General features: G+C 56.2%; 14 protein-coding genes. 10 read left to right on the top strand and 4 right to left on the bottom strand.

Annotation, left to right across the window (positions count from 1 at the left end; all coding sequences use genetic code 11):
- Window positions 1-39 precede the first annotated feature (39 nt).
- The gene (locus tag SH139x_RS14555; protein ID WP_488355918.1) at window positions 40-465 is read left to right on the top strand and encodes a CBS domain-containing protein; all 426 of its coding nucleotides are present in this window, start codon (window positions 40-42) and stop codon (window positions 463-465) included.
- On the opposite strand, the gene SH139x_RS14560 is transcribed toward SH139x_RS14555, so the two are convergent.
- The gene (locus SH139x_RS14560) at window positions 462-1,859 is read right to left on the bottom strand and encodes a hypothetical protein (protein ID WP_488355919.1); all 1,398 of its coding nucleotides are present in this window, start codon (window positions 1,857-1,859) and stop codon (window positions 462-464) included. The two genes, SH139x_RS14555 and SH139x_RS14560, sit on opposite strands and share 4 nt — an antisense overlap.
- A 188-nt stretch (window positions 1,860-2,047) precedes the next feature.
- On the opposite strand from SH139x_RS14560, the gene SH139x_RS14565 reads away from it, so the two are divergent.
- From SH139x_RS14565 to SH139x_RS14580, 4 genes are all read left to right on the top strand, one after another.
- The gene (locus tag SH139x_RS14565) at window positions 2,048-2,926 is read left to right on the top strand and encodes a LamG-like jellyroll fold domain-containing protein (RefSeq protein WP_488355920.1); all 879 of its coding nucleotides are present in this window, start codon (window positions 2,048-2,050) and stop codon (window positions 2,924-2,926) included.
- Between the two features lie 84 nt (window positions 2,927-3,010).
- Complete coding sequence (locus SH139x_RS14570) at window positions 3,011-5,518, top strand: exo-alpha-sialidase (protein WP_488355921.1); 2,508 nt, start codon at window positions 3,011-3,013, stop codon at window positions 5,516-5,518.
- 75 nt (window positions 5,519-5,593) lie between these two features.
- Window positions 5,594-6,628: a 6-bladed beta-propeller gene (locus SH139x_RS14575; RefSeq protein WP_488355922.1), complete on the top strand. Its 1,035-nt coding sequence runs from the start codon at window positions 5,594-5,596 to the stop codon at window positions 6,626-6,628.
- A complete protein-coding gene (locus SH139x_RS14580) occupies window positions 6,625-7,431 on the top strand; it encodes an MBL fold metallo-hydrolase (RefSeq protein ID WP_488355923.1) in 807 nt (268 codons plus the stop codon). Before SH139x_RS14575 ends, SH139x_RS14580 begins: the two co-directional genes overlap by 4 nt.
- A gap of 44 nt (window positions 7,432-7,475) precedes the next feature.
- Here the strand turns inward: SH139x_RS14580 and argJ are convergent, their stop codons facing one another.
- Entirely contained in the window at window positions 7,476-8,690 is a 1,215-nt protein-coding gene (gene argJ, locus SH139x_RS14585) for a bifunctional glutamate N-acetyltransferase/amino-acid acetyltransferase ArgJ (protein WP_488355924.1), read from the bottom strand.
- Window positions 8,691-9,012: 322 nt separating this feature from the next.
- On the opposite strand from argJ, the gene SH139x_RS14590 reads away from it, so the two are divergent.
- Both SH139x_RS14590 and SH139x_RS14595 read left to right on the top strand, forming a co-directional pair.
- Window positions 9,013-9,936, top strand: a complete 924-nt coding sequence (locus tag SH139x_RS14590) for an ABC transporter ATP-binding protein (protein ID WP_488355925.1) — start codon at window positions 9,013-9,015, stop codon at window positions 9,934-9,936.
- Window positions 9,933-10,898 (top strand): ABC transporter permease subunit, encoded by a 966-nt coding sequence (locus SH139x_RS14595; RefSeq protein WP_488355926.1) that lies wholly within the window; start codon window positions 9,933-9,935, stop codon window positions 10,896-10,898. The genes SH139x_RS14590 and SH139x_RS14595 overlap by 4 nt, the downstream gene beginning before the upstream one ends.
- A 163-nt stretch (window positions 10,899-11,061) precedes the next feature.
- Here the strand turns inward: SH139x_RS14595 and SH139x_RS14600 are convergent, their stop codons facing one another.
- Complete coding sequence (locus SH139x_RS14600; RefSeq protein ID WP_488355927.1) at window positions 11,062-12,162, bottom strand: 3-oxoacyl-ACP synthase III; 1,101 nt, start codon at window positions 12,160-12,162, stop codon at window positions 11,062-11,064.
- 697 nt (window positions 12,163-12,859) lie between these two features.
- Here SH139x_RS14600 and SH139x_RS14605 point away from each other — a divergent pair.
- The 3 genes from SH139x_RS14605 to SH139x_RS14615 all read left to right on the top strand — a co-directional run bounded on the left by SH139x_RS14605 (window position 12,860) and on the right by SH139x_RS14615 (window position 16,337).
- On the top strand, window positions 12,860-13,609 hold the full coding sequence (locus SH139x_RS14605; protein WP_488355928.1) for a gamma-glutamyl-gamma-aminobutyrate hydrolase family protein: 750 nt from the start codon (window positions 12,860-12,862) through the stop codon (window positions 13,607-13,609).
- Window positions 13,610-13,992: 383 nt separating this feature from the next.
- Window positions 13,993-15,549, top strand: coding sequence for an ABC transporter permease (locus SH139x_RS14610; RefSeq protein WP_488355929.1), 1,557 nt, complete (start codon window positions 13,993-13,995; stop codon window positions 15,547-15,549).
- A 56-nt stretch (window positions 15,550-15,605) separates the two neighbouring features.
- On the top strand, window positions 15,606-16,337 hold the full coding sequence (locus SH139x_RS14615; protein ID WP_488355930.1) for an ABC transporter ATP-binding protein: 732 nt from the start codon (window positions 15,606-15,608) through the stop codon (window positions 16,335-16,337).
- 125 nt (window positions 16,338-16,462) lie between these two features.
- On the opposite strand, the gene SH139x_RS14620 is transcribed toward SH139x_RS14615, so the two are convergent.
- The gene (locus SH139x_RS14620; RefSeq protein WP_488355931.1) at window positions 16,463-18,688 is read right to left on the bottom strand and encodes a DUF5722 domain-containing protein; all 2,226 of its coding nucleotides are present in this window, start codon (window positions 18,686-18,688) and stop codon (window positions 16,463-16,465) included.
- Window positions 18,689-18,716: the final 28 nt, after the last annotated feature.

An 18,716-nucleotide genomic window follows, 5' to 3' on the forward strand; every position in this document is an offset into this window, starting at 1 on the left:
CAACAAATTATTTTCCCCAACCTTGCGAGGAGCCTGACAATGCAAGTCAAGGACGCGATGACACCGACCGTGCACGCCGTTTCCGCAAGCACCGGTTTGGCCGAGGCGGCTCGGATTATGAAACGTCTGGACATTGGTTTTCTACCGATCGTCGATGATCAACTCGTCGGCGTGATTACCGATCGCGATATCGCCATTCGTGGCATCGCGGACGGTCGCGATCCCAACCGCACAACCGTCGCGGAAATTGCCACCGCGGGACACGAAACGATTATTGACAGCGAAGACCTCGCCGCAGCGGCTAAGTTGATGGAAAGACAGCAAATCCGTCGCTTGATTGTTTGCGATTCGATGGGCGCTCATGTGGGGGTCTTAGCGCTGGGTGACTTAGCAGCTCACGGCCACGAACTGGAACACAGCGGAGAAGCCTTGGAGCAGGTCTGCTCCAGCGGCAGCCCAGCTTAGCCCGCGGGGGTGATCGGCAAATCGGCAAAGTCTAGCCGGTACATGATTTGGTTGTAATCGTAACGCGGGGTGGCCACTTTCGCGGGTGAAAACGTCTTCGTGTACGTTGCCTCAAAAAGCAGGAATTCCGCCTTCTGGGGAGGCAACTCTGGGTGCAATCGAGGATTGTAAAAAGTGTATTCCGCGTGACTCACCACCTTGACCGCGTCACGCCAAGGACCATGCGGTGAGTCGGCTTCGGCATACCAAATCTCACCCAACGGCGAGGGCTCTCCATTGAGTTCGCAAAAGATGGTAATCCATTTTTGACGGTGCTCTTGCCAAGTGATCGAGCCGCGATGTGGCTCGATCATTTGGGTCGAACCATGGACTGCGACCAACGGTTGAGGCGACAAGCTTTCCCAGCTGGCGGGGTCCCGCCAGGCCTCCCAAGTTGCCCGGCACCGCATGCTGGGAAAAGGATCACCAAACAACATCCAGGCGTGCCCCGCGTCATCCAGCCAACGCACGGCGTGACCTTGCGGAGTTGCCGGTGGTTGGGGAGCAGCAGCAGTTTTTCGCCAGACAACCTTCTCCGCCTGAAAGGCCTGCAAGGATTCATTCCAAACGCATAGTCCAATTTCATATGCTTCCAGCGGTGGCTTTATCTTCGAGTAGCTGGCTCCCAAAAGAGCACGCCCCTGGGCGTCGGGTAAACTGACCAAACCGCTGAGCCACGTGGGCCCATCACCCGGCAATTTGGCGATCGCCCGAGGCGTCTCTTGGTCATCGACAAAATAGTTGTAGATTAACTTTAGTGGCGGTTCAAACTGGCGGAGCGGCGCGGGCGAGGTGGTTGCTCCCGTCATGTGAAAAATTCCCAGCGGGTAGCGGGCTAAGGTGGTATCTCCCCAAGCCCAAAACATCCGCCCTTGGTGCATTGCGGTTTGCACACTATCACAACCCAACACGCCACTCTCTCGCCATTCTGTTGAATCACCACATTTCTGGCTTTCCGCAAACAGTCCACCGCCAGTTAGCCGCCCCAACCGTTTCGCCAAATTCGTGCGACTCAGCTCGATCGTTACCGAATCTCCCCTGCGGGGGATGACTCGAAATCCTTGATAGCCAAACCCATCTCGCTTCAACTCGTAACCGTCGGCGGCGAGTTCTAGCCAAACCGGCTGCCCCATCAACTCTGGCAAATCAAAAGCGATCACGCCGGCGTTGTCGCTAACAAAACGGACCCCATGGGTGGTAGTCAGCACGATCAATGGAACTGGCCAGCCGTTGGCACGATCGACCAAGTTGATGCGAAACGGCTGGGCGTTTTCTGCCGCTATCAATTTGCCTCCAGGCGTCAACGCGCAGGCGACTGTGATCAGCCAGCAGAGTTTTTGCGAGATGTGCAGCATGATGGTGATCTTTATTTAAAATTGAAAGAGCGCCCCCCCGTTCGCCGATACGCTCGAGCACGCAACGACTAACTAAACTACAGCCGATACAACTCGCCGAAGGGTGTGCTATAATCCCGACCCCCTCAACGTTCGAATTCTACTTCGTCAAACCCCACAACGCTCCTTCCTCAACTCGGGTCGCTGCAATGTTGCTACGTGCCGTCTCTGTTTTTTGGCTTTGCGTTGCCTACATTTCGCTTGGATTAACGCTGGGATCCAGTTCTAAGGCGAACGAGCCTTGGGGGCAAGGTTTGCGTTTTTACGCATCTTTCGACGAGAACGCGAATGCTGATTGGGCCAGCGGCGACTCGCAAGCACTCACCGCCGCGACGTTGAAACGAGAGCGGGTGACTCCGGGGCTGCATTTGCAGGGTGCCAGTATTGTACCCACTGGCCGCTATCAAGGTTGCCTCGAATTTGGCCCCAAGTCGGGACAAGTGCTGTTCTACCGTGGCGCCGATACGCTGCCTGCCACCACGGGGGCTTTCGATTTGAGCGTTTCGATGTGGATGCAATTGAGCCCCGACAGCGACCTTGCTCCCGGCTATGTTGATCCTTTGCAGATCACCGACAAAACATGGAACGACGCTTCTTTATTTTTAGACTTTACCAAAGACGAAGTCCCCCGCCATTTTCGCTTGGGACTATTTTCAGATTACAAATTTTGGAATCCGGAAAACATCGATTGGGAGAAACTCGACGATGCGAAACGCCCGTTGGTGACGCTGAAAAGCCCTCCATTCAAGAACTCCCGCTGGACCCACGTGGTGATCACGATCGCAAATGCGAATGGGGAGGGACCAGCAACCGCCAGTCTTTACTTGGACGGGGAACTGCAGGGCATACTGCTGCGACCACAACAAATAAGCTGGGATCCCACCAAGCTGGTGATCATGCTGGGCATTCACTACACCGGTAAAATTGACGAATTTGCAATTTGGGATCGTTGCTTGACGCCTGACGAGACACAGCAATTGAGTACTCGCCAACAGAGTCTTAAGCAAGTTGTGCAGACACTGAAATAACCAACAATCTGACCGGGAACGGTAAACGCGCCACGCACCACGACGGATCGGCAAACATCCACTTCAACTTATGAGTTTCCCACAATGATTCATGCACGGCGTTTTGATGCGAAGGGGTTCGGCGCGGTTGTCGTCGCTTACCTTCTAGTGGCTGGAATGACCTGCCTGTGGAGCGACGCACCAGCCCACGGTGAAGATGGCCCCGAGGCTTTTACCTATCGGCACTTTGATGTCGAGGAACAAGATGGACGCGTCGTTAAGATGACGCCCCGAGCCGCCGAGACCACTCCGCGTTGGGCTGCCGATGTCTCGTCGGAGCGTTTTGATTGGTCCACCACCCGCCAGCGAGACCCTTTTTTTTCCCCACCCGTGCCATTCGTGATCGCGCCGGTCGATCCGGGCGAGCCATTCGGCGATCATAATCATCAACCCTCGATTACTTGGTTGCCCAATGGTGATTTGTTGGCCATCTGGTATTCGACAAACTCCGAGCAAGGGACCGAGCTAACAGTGCTGGCCAGCCGGCTCAAAGCGGGTGAGCAAAGTTGGCAACCGGCCAGCGAATTCTTTAAAGCGCCGGATCGTAACATGCACGGCTCCAGCATCTTCCATGATGGTGAAGGAACCATTTTTCATTTCAACGGCATGGCTCCCGGTGGCGGTCGCGGCTGGGCCAAGCTGGCTTTGCTGGTGCGAACCAGCCGCGATAACGGGGTAACCTGGACACCGCCTCAAGCAATCGACGACCGCTTGATCGGCAGACACCAAGTTATCTCGGGGACTTTGCAAACCAAAGCCGGCGTGCTGATTCAGAATTGCGATGCAGTCCCCGGTGGCAACGGCGGAACCGCACTTCACATCAGTCCCGACGGCGGCAAAACGTGGAGCGATCCAGGCGAAGGCAAGCCAGCACCCAAATTTGTGGCCGGAGGTCAAGGCGAAGGAACCATTGCCGGAATCCATGCCAAAGTTGTCGAGTTAGCAGATGGGCGTTTGTTAGCACTCGGTCGCGGAGATGCGATCGACGGCAAGATGCCCATGAGCATCTCTGAGGACTTAGGAAAGACTTGGACCTATCAGCCCAGCCCGTTCCCTGGTATCGGCGGCGGTCAACGTTTGGTGCTGCGGAAGCTCAACGAAGGGCCCTTGCTGCTGGTCTCATTTACCTCCGGTGACCGTGGTAAACCAAACGCCAATCCGATGACATTTACCGATCAAACCGGAGCTCAATTTGAGGGCAATGGGATGTATGCCGCGTTGTCATTCGACGAAGGCAAAACTTGGCCGGTGCGAAAGTTATTAACTCCCGGCAGCGGCGACTATGACGGCGGAGCTTGGACGCGCGAATTCACCGCCACACCAACACGCGGCGAACATGGTGGCTATCTGGCTGCAACTCAAACTCCCGATGACACCATCCAGCTGATTTCCTCACGACTTCATTATCGCTTTAATCTTGCCTGGTTAACCGCGGGAACCCCGTTCGCGAAAGCAACCGAAGGGAAAATTTCTCAGCTGGAAGGGCCCCTGCAACCCTTTCTTGCCGAACCTTCCTTGCACATCCAGCAAGTGCTAGCTGGCGAACGGTTTCCCAACATCGTCGTTACCCTCGATGGCACCGTCTTGGTGACTTGGGGCAATCAAAAAATCCGCGCCCGCCGCAGCGAAGATGGTGGGCTCACCTGGGGAGAAGAAATTGTGATTGCCGAGCCCGGCTTTCAAGGAGGTGGAACGACCGTCGATGAAACGAGCGGCGATATTATTACGTTCGTGGAAGCAGCGCATCCCCCCGCGCCGCTGACGATTTTCCGCAGCCAAGACCAAGGAAAAACATGGACCGCCGATGAGGACACCGTGATTCATCCCGATAGTCTCGGCAATGTACCCTCGATGCATATGAACGAGCATGGGATTACCCTGCGACACGGCCCCCATCGCGGGCGTTTGATCCGCGCGACACGTTACTACGCCGGCAAGAACGATCGCTCTAAATGGCCCGAGCATTACACAAACGCGATGTACAGTGATGACGGCGGCAAAACCTGGCAGACGAGCGAACCGTTTCCAGAAAATGGCACTGGGGAAGCAACCTTGGCCGAGCTGTCTGATGGCCGCATCTACTATAACGCACGTGTTCATTGGCAAGAGCGTCCTCGCAATACTCGCCGCCGCTCGGCGATCAGTCACGATGGCGGCAAGACATGGCAGGACTGGAAGATTGTCGACATCTTGCCCGACGGCCACCAACACCGTTCCTATGGCTGCATGGGAGGTTTAACGCGTCTGCCGGTCGCCGATCGCGATATTCTTATCTTCAGCAACATTGATACAGACAAGCCAGTTCGTGAACGGGCCACCATCTGGGCCAGCTTTGACGGTGGTCAAACTTGGCCCGTCAAGCGGTTGGTTTATGAAGGGTCGAGCGCTTACTCCTCGTTAACCGCGGGACGCCCCAACACGCCTAGCGAAGGTTGGATCTATTTGAATTTCGAGGGGGGACCGCAAGGCGGCTCGACCGTCGCACGTTTTAACCTCTCATGGATACTCGCTGGCGAAAAAACTGGCGACGGTCAAGTGCCTCAAGACCTCTGATCAGATCTGTTCCAATCTTGCCGAATGCTCTATCTCTTCTACTCTATTTCAACTTTCCCACAGGGTTCTCACCAGATGTCGCGTCATTTTCATGTCATGTTGTTTGTTAGCCTCGCGGCGCTTAGCACCGCATCTCGCTCCCCAGCGTACGAGCCTGTCGCTCCCGTGCGGATGGGCTGCGGTATCATGACGTTTGATACCGTTCCCGGTTGGGGGCTGCGACCCGATGGTAGTTCGGCAATCGGCCCCACCCACGGTGCGGTGGTCATCGATCAGGCCGGAAACATCTACACCAGCGCCAACGCGGGTGTGTTTGTATTCTCGCCCTCAGGCAGCGTGATCCAATCATACTTGGGGGGTGATTACACGAATTTACACGACATGGAAATCCGCAAAGAAGACGGGGGTGAGTTTATTTACGCGGCGCGAAATCAGAATGCGGAAGGGATCAAGTTCAACGCGCACAGCGGCGAAGTGGTGCTGCGGTTGCCATTTCCCGAGGAATCAGGTTTGGGGCTCAAAAGTTTCAACCCAACCGCCATCACGGTGGCCGAGGATGGTGATATCTTTCTCTCCAACGGCTACGCCAGCAATCATATTTTCAAGTTTGATAAGAATGGAAAATATTTGTCGCATTTTGGCGAGAAGGGCAACGGCATGAAGCAATTCAATACGGCTCACGGAATGACGCTCGATACGCGTTACGAACCGGCGAGGCTATTGATCTGCGACCGCAATCACCAACCCAAAGGCCGCTTATTGCATTACAGCCTGGATGGTGAGTTCATCGAAGAGGTGATCACCGGGCTGGGCATGCCGACCTCGGTGGCGATTCAAGGGGACTATGTCTCCGTACCCGACTTGCATGGCCGGCTCGTCATTTTAGACAAGAGCAACACGATCATGGCGGTGCTTGGTCACAACCCGGATCCCGCCAAGCGTGGCAACTTTAATGTTCCCCAAGCTGACTGGATCGAGGGAGTCTTTAGCGGCACGCACGGTTCGTTCTGGGACGCGGAGGGCAACCTCTATGTCCAGGACTGGAATGTCTCAGGCCGGATCATGAAGCTGGTGCGGGTTCGAACTAACGGGCCGAACGCGGGCCGATGAAAACTGTCCACACTGCTGATATTCGCGGCGAACTGATCTTCCTCGGCACCGGCACTTCGGTCGGGGTGCCCGCGTTGGGCTGCGGCTGTGACGTTTGTCGCAGCCCCGATCCTCGCAACTCGCGGACCCGCTGTTCGATCGTGTTGGGTTTGCCCGAGGGTAACTTGTTGGTCGATACGCCCCCCGATCTGCGAACGCAGTTGCTCCGCGAAGGGATTGGCATCGTCGATGCGGTGTTGTTTACCCATGAGCACGCTGACCATTTGTTCGGGCTCGATGACCTGCGGCTGTTTCCCTTCTACTTGGGAAAACCGGTACCGCTGTACTGCGAACCGCGGGTCGAATGTCGCATCCGGCACTCGTTCGATTATGCCTTCAAGGGTCCGCCACCAACGCACCCCGGAGCCACACCGCAATTAGTCTTTAAAGAGATTGGTCTGGCACCGTTCGAGGTCTTGGGCACTCCCGTGATTCCGATTCGCTTGCAGCACGGCCCGCGGTTTGAGGTCCTCGGATTTCGCTTCGGCAACATTGCCTACTGCACCGATACCAACTTTATCCCACCGGAAAGTATGGAGTTACTCCGCGGCCTGGATGTGTTGATCATTGATGCGCTGCGACTTGCGGAACACATCACTCATTTTTCACTCGACCAAGCCGTCGAGATTGCTCAGCAACTGCAGCCCAAATTAACTTTGCTTACCCACACGTCTCACGAGCTGGAATACCACGCCACCAACGCGGCACTCCCCGACGGAATCGAGATGGCGTACGACGGTTTGCGGTTGCCGCTGGACTGCTGACGCTTTGCCGATCAATCCGTAACCCACGCTCTTGGTGTTAGGCGTTAAGTCGTATAGTCACTGTTAAAGTGAACGTAGTCAGCCGTCAGATCGCTGGTCCAAAAACGAGCCGCTCCCGGTCCGTTCCCCACCTTGAGTTCTAACAAGACTTCAAAAGAGTCGCGCATCGCCGCGCTGGCTGTGGCGGCATCGAAGGGGACCGGAGCGCCACTGGCGTAGACTCGGGTACCCTGAATTTTCAAATCAATGCACTCCGTCTCCAGCGGCTCTCCGGCGTAACCGGCTGCCGAGACGATGCGACCCCAGTTCGGGTCCGCTCCGGTCACAGCTGTTTTCACCAACGCACTCTGGGCGATCGTCTTGGCAATCCGGGCGGCGGAAGCATCGTCGCGGGCTCCCGTGATCGCCAACTCGATCAAGTGGGTGGCCCCTTCGCCATCGGCTGGAATCTGCTTTGCCAATTCGATGCACAGCTCCGCCAACGCGCCCTCGAACGACTCCAAATCCGCTGTGTCAGTCTCGCCGGTCGCCGTAGCGTTTGCTGCTTCGGTCGCTGAAGGCAGTGGGTTACTGCTGAGCAAGACGAGCGAATCGTTGGTGCTGGTATGCCCTTCCACGCTGATGCAATTGAACGAGCGATCAGCGACGCGTGCGAGGACGTGCTGAGCACCCGCGGCAGACAAGGGAAAATCGGTCACCAGCACACCGAGCATAGTGGCCATGTTGGGACCAATCATCCCGGCACCCTTGGCCATGCCGGCGATTGAGTACGAATCACCCGAGGGTGTAGAAAAAGTGCGATCTCCAACTTTGAGCCCGGCGTCGGTCGTCAAAATCGCTTCGGCCGCGGTGCGAAACCCGGCCTCATCGTGCTTCAATTCAGCGACCGCTTGGGGGATACCCGCCGCTAATTTTTCCATCGGCAACGGATGTCCAATCACTCCGGTGCTGAGCACCAACACTTGCTGCGGATCGCACCCCACAGCGGTCGCCACCCACTCAGTCATCTGCGCCGCGTCCCGTTCCCCTTGACGACCCGTACAGGCGTTCGCGTTGCCGCTGTTGACAACCACCGCGCGAATGGCTCCCGGAGTTCGCTGACGGCAGAGCAGCACCGGGGCGGCAACAATCTGATTTTGGGTGTAGACGCCGGCGGCCTGACCGGGGCGATCAGCGACGACCAACGCTAAATCCAATTTTTTCGAGGCTTTGATACCACAGCGAACGCCAGCGAAGCGAAAACCAGAGGGAATGTGCATGTTTATTTTTGCTGTTCAATAGAAAACGATACGGACGGGAGTTCGACCACCGCGAGTTGCCCGATGGTCGAATATTTGCGGGGAAAGCAGGAGGTTTTTCGTCGAGTTAGCCGGCCAGCCCCTTTTCGGGCCTGGACAAGGCTCGACAATGTGCCGTTGGGGATTCGCTCGCTGTCGGTTATCACGACAACTAGTATCCTCCAGGCGATGCGATCTCGCCAACCGGTCGATTTGCCGCTCGCAAACCTACCTGCGAGCGGCAACCGGAAAGCGAACCACCGTGTTTAGCGCGAAGCACTCATGCCAGGGTAATTTTGAGCGAATGTTGCCAGTAACGACCAGCGGGTTGAGCAAGCGATTTGGTGATTTTTATGCGTTGCGCGACTGTGACGTGACAGTCTCGGCCGGTTCCGTGTTCGGACTTCTGGGACCGAATGGAGCCGGAAAAACGACGCTCGTGCGGATGTTGCTAGGGTTTATCCGCCCGACCAGCGGCAGCGGACGCGTTGGCGAGCTGGATATCTGCCGAGATTCGGTGGCGGTGCGGCGACACGTATCGTATTTGCCGGGCGACGCGCGGTTACCCCGCCACATGAAATCGCGATCGCTGCTGGAATTTTTTGCCGCCATGCAACCGACCGGCGATTTTCAGCGAAGTCTCGCGATCGCCGAGCGGCTCGAACTGGATTTGCGTCGAAGAGTCGCTTTTATGTCGACCGGAATGCGGCAAAAGCTGGCCCTGGCGGCCGTGCTGGCTCCTCATTCACCCGTCGTGATTCTGGACGAACCGACCGCAAATTTGGACCCCACCGTTCGCGGCGAAGTCCTCAAGATGGTTGCTGAAGCCAAACAGGAAGGTCGCACGGTGATCTTTTCGTCCCACGTACTTTCCGAAATTGAGGAGGTTTGCGATTCGGCCGCTTTCCTACGTCGCGGGCTGTTGGTCCGCTTTCAACAAATCAGCGAACTGCGTGATCGCCACCTCGTTCGCGGCATTTGCGACGAACCCTTTGAGCTGGCAGAATTTTTTGACGCCGAGCAGGTGCGGTTGGAGTTTCTCGGCAGCGGCCGATTCTTGCTGGATGTTTCCGGCGACTTGGCTCCCGTAATGCGGTGGCTGCTCGAACATCCGATCGTCGATTTAAGAGTTGAACCGGTGAGGCTGCGCACCGTCTACGACAGTGTGCACCGGGGAGATGCTCAACACCCCACGCTAAGTCCGGCACCAGCAGAGGAAGTAGTATGATTAGCGGTAGATTGGCAAAAACGTATGTGGGCCAAGCCGCTTTGCTGTGGCTGGGCTGCGGAGCGACGCTGTTTGCTTTCAGCTGGGTCCGCGTGTGGGTAGTCAGCTTGATCGACATGGGGCGTTTCAAAGTCATTTTGGATCAATTCCGCGATTACGAACGCTTTGCTCCCATCGGATTCGATCAATTGTTCACCTACACCGGTCGCGTCGGCATGACCTTTGACGAACCGGTTGTGATCTTTTGCGTTGTCGTCTGGGCGATCTCGCGAGGGTCCGACGTGGTCAGTGGCGAACTGAATCGCGGCACCATGGAAATGATCTTGGCCCAACCGATCAGCCGCGTGCGATTGCTGATGACGCATGCGGTGGTCAGCGCCAGCGGGCTGGCGATGTTGACGCTGCTGGTCTGGTTGGGAATTTGGGTCGGGGTGCAATTGACCACGGTTGAAGAAACGGTGCCGCCACCTCAAATTCGCGTGCCGTTCTTGAATTGGAGCTTGCCGCTGGCGACCGGCGAACCGGACAAAATCGAAATCGCCATGCGGGATGAAATCGACTGCTCCGTCTTTATCGCCAGCACCCTCAATCTGTTTGCCTTCGGCTTTTTCATCTTGGGGTTGAGTACGATGGTCAGCGCGATGGACCGCTATCGTTGGCGAACTGTGGGTATCGTGATCACCATTTACATCTTGCAAATCGTGATGTTTGGGCTGGGAAAAGCGGCCGAGCGACTAAATTGGCTGATGCACTTCACTTTTTTCGACCTCTACCGACCGCAGCCGATCGCCAAAGCGGCCCTCGAATCGGGCCAGGCAGCCGCCTGGAGCGTGACGCCGGTGGAACCTGACACCTGGTTGGGCCCGTTGGCCCTGACGTTGATGCTGGTTGGCCTCGGACTCGTGGCCTACGCGATAGCCATCAGAGCGTTCGATAAGCGGGATTTACCCGCACCGCTGTAAGTTTCCGGCGGCATTTTTCCGCCGACGGTGCCCGCTTCCCGGCGATTGCTAGCAAATATCTGTCAGGAGATGATCGAAAGTTGTCATTTCTTGAGCGAATTCAGTCAAATTGTCTGCTTTTTCCCGCTCGAGATTTTTTTCGAGCGAAATCTTCGCAACTGGTTCACTCGCCGGCAACCAGCGGCTGCTGGTCGGGCAGATTACCGCCGACTGGCGTGTCACCCCAAGTTGCAGCCATCATCACGCTGTTGATGCCCGAGCCGATTCCGAACAATCCCAATCGCGAGGCGGGCTGGAAGTGGCCATAATGCGCGGCAATTGCCAACGTTAGGGGCAACGCCACGGAGCCGGTGTTACCGAGCCACGGATAGCAGACGACATCGCGGTCGACCGGCAATCCCATCGCATCGAGCATTGTCTGACGGTGACGCGAGCCGACTTGATGGCAGACCGAATGATCGATCGCTTGGCGTTGCAACCCGGATTCGCTCAGCAAAGCGGCGAAATTATCGACTCCCGCAGCCACCCCGGCTGCCATCAACTTCTCGCTATCGGTATCCATCAGCGGAGCCATTTCGGCACCAGCGGTGTCTTCGTTGCTGAGACACAGGTCGTGATGAGCCGTTCGAGCGATCGCCGTGGCGCAATCGAGTCGCATCGCCTGCGGAGCCAGATCGCGGTGGGCCAGCAACCAAGCACAGCTGCCCGAACCGATCGTCAGTGAAGCAAAGGCCGGCTTGACGCTTTGCCGCGTGAGTGCCTGATTTCCATTGAGATAAGCAATCGTCTGTTCCAGCAGTGGTCGACTATTTTCGGTGCCCACGACGATCCCGGCGGCGATCACGCCAGCTTCAATCAAACTGGCAATCTGCACGGCCCCGTTGAGCACGCCGAGGCAAGCGTTGGAGACGTCATAAATCCAGCAGTTTTCCGGCAGCCCGAGCAGATGATGGACCCGCGAAGCGGTCGCCGGCTCGAGAAAATCACGACACACGCTAGCGTGGATCAAGCAGCCAATCTGCTCGCGCGGCAGCCCGGCGGCAGCCAGCGCCGCCTCCCCGCTGCGGACACTTGGACCGCTCGGCAGCGTGCCGGCTGGCCAAACTCGCCGTTGCTCAATCCCGCTCATCAAAGCCAAGCGACCGGCCGGTAACTTGAGACGCTGGTAGAGCGGCTCGAGCCGCTGTTCAATTCCGTCGCTAGTCCAGACTTCCGTCGGCAAACAAACTCCCATCGCTGCCAGGCAAACATGTTGGAAACGCAAAACGTTGGGGTCCTTGAAGTTAAAAGCTGAAGATAAGTGCTGAAGAAATGTAGCTGCCAAGGGGCCAGAAAGCGTTTCAACTTACCCGCCAACAGCCGCTATCGGTAGGGACGAAGTGCGAAATCGGCCCTTCTCTAATAGCGGCTTTGATCGCGGCGTTAAGCGATCTTTTTTTTTTCTCAGCAACTGCTTTGTGAACCGTTCTCAGTTCGCAAAAGACGAGATCTCCGCAAGCGTGAGCGGTGCAGAGCACACCTGGACAGTGATCAATTAGCCATTAAATAACGTTGGATATCGCCCCCTTGTGCAGCTTGACGACAACCAATTTTGTCCGTTTGTACACGAAAACAACCATATCGGTACGCCTCCGTGTGGCGGCAAACGCAAGATGCTGTGCTAGCAAATCGAATTTCGAGTAAATAGCAGTAAATCGTTGCGGTTTTGAAATCCGCCGTTAAGGTTTGGCCCATCGATCACTCATCTCACGTCGGGATGAGCTTTTTACACGAGGTTCCGGTGGGACCAACGAAGCAACACCAAACCAGAGCCGAGCCGACCCACAGAGGCTGAAATCCGGCGGGGGTCGCCAATCATTTGGCAAACGTTTCACTGCTTTGCGAGATTCACTGGGTAGCCGGTTGTCGGGATCGACAACCTTTTCGTTCCACTAAGCGATCATTCTGAGAGGGAAATTCGAATGAGTTGCAAGCCACTGATTGGCCTGAACGCAGACTTTCGATCCAAATCGGGTCAAACACCGGCCTACCTGTATCAGGCGGCCGGTTACTTCCAAGCCGTGGAAGCTGCGGGAGCGATTCCCGTGATCATTCCACCGCTGAAGGAGCTGGATTCCATTCAGTCAGTACTGGAGCAACTGCATGGCTTTGTGTTGGTCGGGGGTGCTGACCTCGATCCACGTAACGATGGTTACATGCTGCACTCAAGCATCCGTTTGATGGACCCCTTGCGGGAAGCTTTTGATCGCATGTTGATGGCTGAGATCTCCGAACGGCGATTACCAGTCTTTGGGATCGGAGCGGGATTGCAACTAATGAACGTTAACGAAGGGGGCAATTTGTTCCTCGACTTACGTGAAGACCTGCCCAGTTCGGTGCCTCACCGCGACTTGCAGGACGCCAGCCACCGTCACACCTTGGACGTCGTTCGCGACTCATTGGTGGGCCGTGTCTATGGCGAAGGTGAAATTCGCGTGAACAGCCGCCACCACATGGCGATTGATGAAGTCGCCCCTGGCTTCCGCGTGACAGCTCGCTGTCCCGATGGCGTGATCGAAGCGATTGAGAGCGAGATGATGGACTGGTTTGCCATCGGCACGCAGTTCCACCCCGAATCGGACGCCGCATCGGCGCTCGATTGTCGATTGTTTGAAGAATTTGTCGAAGGTGTGACGGCCCGCATGCAAGGTGACTTGCGTCTGGTCGCTTAATCTTGCTACTAGCAGCATGAAGACTTGAGAGTCCAAAGCAGTATTGGCGAGTCAGGATGACGAGCTTAGCTTAGGGGCATGGATGCCCCGCATTATTTGCCGAAAGGCGTGGGACGGAGTCTACGTATCAGGAGGCGGCGCAATCCGCTTCTGGCACTCGCTATGGACGGCGAGCCGATCGGCGTATCACCCAGCACGGAAGCTGGGTGCAGAATAAGGAAGAGGGAACTTCTGCTGTGATGAGCCGGCCACATCCCTGCTGTCAGGGATGTGGCCGGCTTTTTCATTCGCTCTTTACTCCGCTACACGCGGGGCATTAAGCTCCCTCGCAGAGTCGACATTTCCCAGGATGGCTTGAGCCAGCATCGCGTCGGAGACGCCCTATGTATCGTTGGTTGTTGTGTCTGCGTTATCTACGAACACGCTATATCGCCCTTGCTTCCATCATCAGTGTTACGCTGGGCGTGGGCACCTTGATCGTGGTCAACAGCGTGATGGCTGGTTTCTCCGCTGAAATGCATCACCGACTGCACGGTTTGGCTTCCGACATCATGATCGAAAGTCACGCCGCCCGCGGGATTCCCAACCCGCATGAGCACCTCAAAGAAATCGAACGCATCGTCGGTGACGACTTGGCGGGCACTTCGATCTCGGTCCATGTGCCGGCCATGATGGGGTTTCGCTTCAACGGCCAAATGTTTACGCGTCAAGTGAACCTCGTCGGCATCGACGCGGAGTCATACGACAAGGTCAGCGATTTCGGCAAGTATTTACTCCATCCCGAAAATCGCCAACACGTTGACTTTCAATTACGAAATGGCGGATACGCTCCTGATCGCGAGGGCTTTCCAAACGCCGGTTGGGACTATCGTCGCAACCGAGCCGCCTATGAGAAAGCGATGGAAGTGGAACGGTTGCGAGTGGAAATCGCGATGGCCGAACTAAAAGCACAGCAAACTCCGGCGACGGATGCCACTTCCGACACGGAAGTCGATGCGGCCAGCCTGGGTCCCGATTTTAATTATTTTGCTGCCGATGAGCGCCAACAATTCGATCCGGCCAAAGATACCTATCCAGGTATCGTGCTGGGGATTTCAACTTGCAGCGTCCGCCTCAGAAATCAGCAAAACGAAATCCAAGACCACTTTTATCGTCTCCCCGGAGACGACGTACAATTGATGTTCCCCAACGCGGGCGACTCCACCGAAGTGGTCGACCAAAAGTTTACCGTGGTCGATTTATACGAGAGTGGGATGAGCGAATATGATTCCTCGTTCGCCTTCGTCCGGCTCGAAGACTTGCAAGAGTTTCGCGGCATGATTGATCCCTTGACCAACCAGGGGAGCGTGACGACCATTCAAATCAAACTCGTGGAAGGGGCGAACCTCAACGCGGTCCGTGACGCACTTCGCCAGCGATTCCCTCCCGATCAATTCGCCTATCAAATTCAAACCTGGATGGACATGCAAGGGCCTCTGCTGGCCGCCGTCCAACTGGAAACGATGATTCTCAATATTCTCCTGTTTTTGATCATTGCCGTGGCCGGCTTTGGTATCCTCGCCACCTTCTTCATGATTGTTGTCGAAAAGACTCGCGACATCGGTACGCTCAAAGCCTTGGGAGCCTCAGGTGGGGGTGTGATGAGTATTTTCCTCAGCTATGGCTTGCTATTGGGTGTGGTCGGTTCGGGCGTCGGATTGGTCGGTGGTATTCTGTTTGTCATTAACATTAATGAGATCGCCGGAGTGATCGAAAAGATTACCGGCCAAGAAGTCTTTGATCCAACCATTTATTACTTCAATGAAATTCCCACGATCATCGACCCCATCACACTTTGCTGGGTGATGGCCGGCGCCGTGTTCATCGCCACGATGGCCAGCGTCTTGCCGGCTTATCGAGCCGCTCGCATGCATCCCGTTCAAGCACTTCGCTTTGAATAATCGGGTCTTGGTTCACCTCCTCCTTGCACCTCCCATTCCCACCAGCGACATTCCTTATGCCCACAAGCCAATCTCAAACCCCAGTGCTGAAAGCCACTGGGCTGGTGAAGAGCTATCGTAAAGATCGTTTGGAAGTGCCCGTGCTGCGGGGAGTCGATTTTGAACTCCAACCGGGCAAAGTCACCGCCATCGTGGGCCGGAGTGGATCAGGCAAGAGCACCCTGATGCACCTCCTCGCCTCGCTCGACGTTCCCGATGCGGGCCAAGTTCACTTTGGCGAGACGCGAATCGATAACGCCTCACGGCAACGTCGCGACACATATCGCAACCGTGAAATTGGCATCATCTTCCAGTTTTATCATCTGCTGCCCGAGCTCACGGCGTTAGAAAACGTGTTAACTCCGGTGATGATCAGCCGCTCTCTGTGGTCTTATTGGTCAGCTCGTAAACAACTCAAGGCGCGGGCCGCCGCGTTGCTCGAACGCGTCGGACTGGGCCATCGACTCAGTCACAAGCCGTCAGAGCTCAGCGGCGGAGAGATCCAGCGCACCGCCATCGCCCGCGCGCTGATGTACGATCCGCAAATTCTGCTGGCTGACGAACCGACCGGCAATCTCGACACGCACACCGGTCAGGAAATCCTCAGCCTGCTGCTGGAACTCAATCGTCAGGAAGGCCTGACGATCGCGATGGTCACTCACGATGACTTGATCGCTCAAAAAGCGGACTACGCGGTGCGGCTGGAGAACGGCAGAGTCGTCGAAGCCAACCTGCGTGCCGTCGCCTGAACCTCTGGCGCCGCTACGACGAACCTTCCACATTAGGCACCTCGACATAAGCCTTTCGGTCATGTCAGCCGTTGAACGTTAGCTCAAGGTTTCGAGGAACCGGACGCTAGCTTGAACCGACGTCCCTACTCGTCTCGATATAAAGCTTCCAGCTCCTCACGCCAGCGACTTTCCGCTGTCGTGTTGATGTCGCGATAGACTTCCCAGCCCAGCTTTTTCTCACCGGCGATTTTTCCCGCTGAAGACACCGTTCTCAACCCCAACAGCAGCCCACCCTCCTCGGCGGCGTCGACCCAGCGATGATAATCATACGCCAACACGAAATCGGTTTCGCGAAGACGATCCCAAGTGTACAACAGGGCTGCACCCTGCAGTCGCTGAGCTGGTTGTTCATAATCGGGTGTGTGATAACCCTGCTCGCTCAGCAATACGCTCCGCATCTTCCCTGCGCCATCCAAAAAGCGTTCCTGTTGCAGATAACGTTTGAGCACGCCCAGGTTCTTCATCGTGATCAGTGGGGTTTCAAAATCATTGCTCACGCGGCTGTCCAACCAAGTTCTTGGCTCAAACAAGTTCTGCGGATACGGATGGTAGGCAACTCCCCAATCGAAGTCCCCTTCCACTGCGCCGAGTCGGCTGAGATGGTCGAGCAGTTTGCGTGGCGGATAAGTACGCCAACGCGGGTCTTCAGGGGCATTCCAGTGATGCGTTAAGGAGATAAATACTTTGGCAAATGGATTGAACTGACGAGCCTGCAAATCGGCGATCCTCATCGACCGCACGTAGTGATCCATAAACATGGCCAACGGTTGCTCACCCATGTTCGTCCACACCCAGCCAAAGTCGACCTCATTGTGCATAATCCAATGGTCAATCCTGCCGTGAGCATTACCCGCATAACGGCGCGCCAACATATGCATCACGGCGGCGTACTTTTCAGTCGCCTCGGCGTTCGTCAAATTGGGCATTGCATAGATGCCACTGGAGCGACTCTCGGGATGCACCAAAATATCGTTGGCCCGCTGAGGCAAGAGAATGATTGCCGCCGCCGTGATTCCATGCTCGCTCGCATACTTGGCTGCCTGATCGACGTGCGCCAGCCTCCCAGGTCGTACCCACCAACGTTTGCCGCCAAACTCAAACGACTCAGCCCCCGGCAACTCGACCGGCTCAATCAGATTTGTCACCACGACATTCAAAGTAATGTGCCGCACACCCAGCTCACTCAATTCAGCTAACCCAAACACGGGCGACACGCCTCCCAGTCCTTTGGCATTGCGAAGTTCCGCCGGGGGCGGCAATTCCGCATCACGTGGCAAGTCGAGGTGAGTCGCGTAGGTTGCCGCACTCAACGACTTTCCTGGCCCTGCCTGACTGTCTTGCCCGTCGTCTTGCACGACAACTTGCCAACGGCTGAGCAGACGGTCGTAGCCGTCCACGTACCGCTCCACTTCGACTTCAAAAACGTGATTCTTAAGAACTTCATTTGCTTGAGATACCGCGTCCGCGTCGCCATCCAGCACCAGCTCTGCAACGCTGGGACGGTTTTCAGCGGCGACCGATACTTCATGAGGCAGGACTTCGGTCAAATGAAGCTGGCCCGCGTAGTCCGCGAAAATATCATCGTGAATAGACCCGCGAATCTGAATCTGCTCGGCCGTCACGGTGACCGCGTCGATGGTAGCCACAAAAGCCTCGGGAGCCAAATACTGTCTCCATTGCTCGGCCATCTGTAACTTCACTTGGCGACGCTCCTCGGCCACTTCGATGTCCCGCAGTTCTTGCTCTGTGTAGCTGCGGACTCTCACACTTCGCAGCTTCAGCGTCTTGCCAGCTTCCATACCAAAATCAATCCGCAAGATCTCGGCTGTGCCCGTTTGCCAAAGCGTGCGGCCCTCTTCCAGCAGGGGCAAGGTTCCTTCGATCCAGCCCTCGGCACGGGTCAATGAGCCGGCATCGATCGGCCCCACCCAGGCACCCCGTGAACGCCGCAAGCGAACTTCCAGCGACTGGATGCCATCGCTGCTGAAGTACTCAAAACTGAGAACCGGCATCTCGGCCGCACCCAGCACGCGGGGAAGATCAAATTCAATGTAAGGATCGCTCCCCATTGTCCGCACATGGTACTCGCCATTCTCCAAGGCGTTAAACTCAATTTGATTGAGATAACGAGGTTGCAACGGCAACGGTAGCTCGTCGGCCAGCGAAACGATTGAGAAAAGACAGGTCACTAACCAGAGTGGTACGATCAGGCGAGCAACAACGTGCATGGAGCTGCCCAACTTCAAATCCCCTGGCCAGCTCTGCACATTTTGCACTACGACTGGCGAGTTCATTTTGGTGCCGAACATGTGCATCCTGGTGGGTGGATAAATGATG

This window comes from Kothea flammea (genome assembly GCF_052161645.1).
In the GTDB taxonomy this organism is placed as follows: Bacteria; Planctomycetota; Planctomycetia; order Pirellulales; family Pirellulaceae; genus Laterigemmans.

What these genes read in the sequence shown, in the direction of transcription:
- SH139x_RS14555 (WP_488355918.1), top strand. Translation starts at nt 40, where the DNA reads ATGCAAGTCAAGGACGCGATGACACCGACCGTGCACGCCGTTTCCGCA.
- SH139x_RS14560 (WP_488355919.1), bottom strand. Translation starts at nt 1,859, where the DNA reads ATGCTGCACATCTCGCAAAAACTCTGCTGGCTGATCACAGTCGCCTGC.
- SH139x_RS14565 (WP_488355920.1), top strand. Translation starts at nt 2,048, where the DNA reads ATGTTGCTACGTGCCGTCTCTGTTTTTTGGCTTTGCGTTGCCTACATT.
- SH139x_RS14570 (WP_488355921.1), top strand. Translation starts at nt 3,011, where the DNA reads ATGATTCATGCACGGCGTTTTGATGCGAAGGGGTTCGGCGCGGTTGTC.
- SH139x_RS14575 (WP_488355922.1), top strand. Translation starts at nt 5,594, where the DNA reads ATGTCGCGTCATTTTCATGTCATGTTGTTTGTTAGCCTCGCGGCGCTT.
- SH139x_RS14580 (WP_488355923.1), top strand. Translation starts at nt 6,625, where the DNA reads ATGAAAACTGTCCACACTGCTGATATTCGCGGCGAACTGATCTTCCTC.
- argJ (WP_488355924.1), bottom strand. Translation starts at nt 8,690, where the DNA reads ATGCACATTCCCTCTGGTTTTCGCTTCGCTGGCGTTCGCTGTGGTATC.
- SH139x_RS14590 (WP_488355925.1), top strand. Translation starts at nt 9,013, where the DNA reads ATGTTGCCAGTAACGACCAGCGGGTTGAGCAAGCGATTTGGTGATTTT.
- SH139x_RS14595 (WP_488355926.1), top strand. Translation starts at nt 9,933, where the DNA reads ATGATTAGCGGTAGATTGGCAAAAACGTATGTGGGCCAAGCCGCTTTG.
- SH139x_RS14605 (WP_488355928.1), top strand. Translation starts at nt 12,860, where the DNA reads ATGAGTTGCAAGCCACTGATTGGCCTGAACGCAGACTTTCGATCCAAA.
- SH139x_RS14610 (WP_488355929.1), top strand. Translation starts at nt 13,993, where the DNA reads ATGTATCGTTGGTTGTTGTGTCTGCGTTATCTACGAACACGCTATATC.
- SH139x_RS14615 (WP_488355930.1), top strand. Translation starts at nt 15,606, where the DNA reads ATGCCCACAAGCCAATCTCAAACCCCAGTGCTGAAAGCCACTGGGCTG.
- SH139x_RS14620 (WP_488355931.1), bottom strand. Translation starts at nt 18,688, where the DNA reads ATGTTCGGCACCAAAATGAACTCGCCAGTCGTAGTGCAAAATGTGCAG.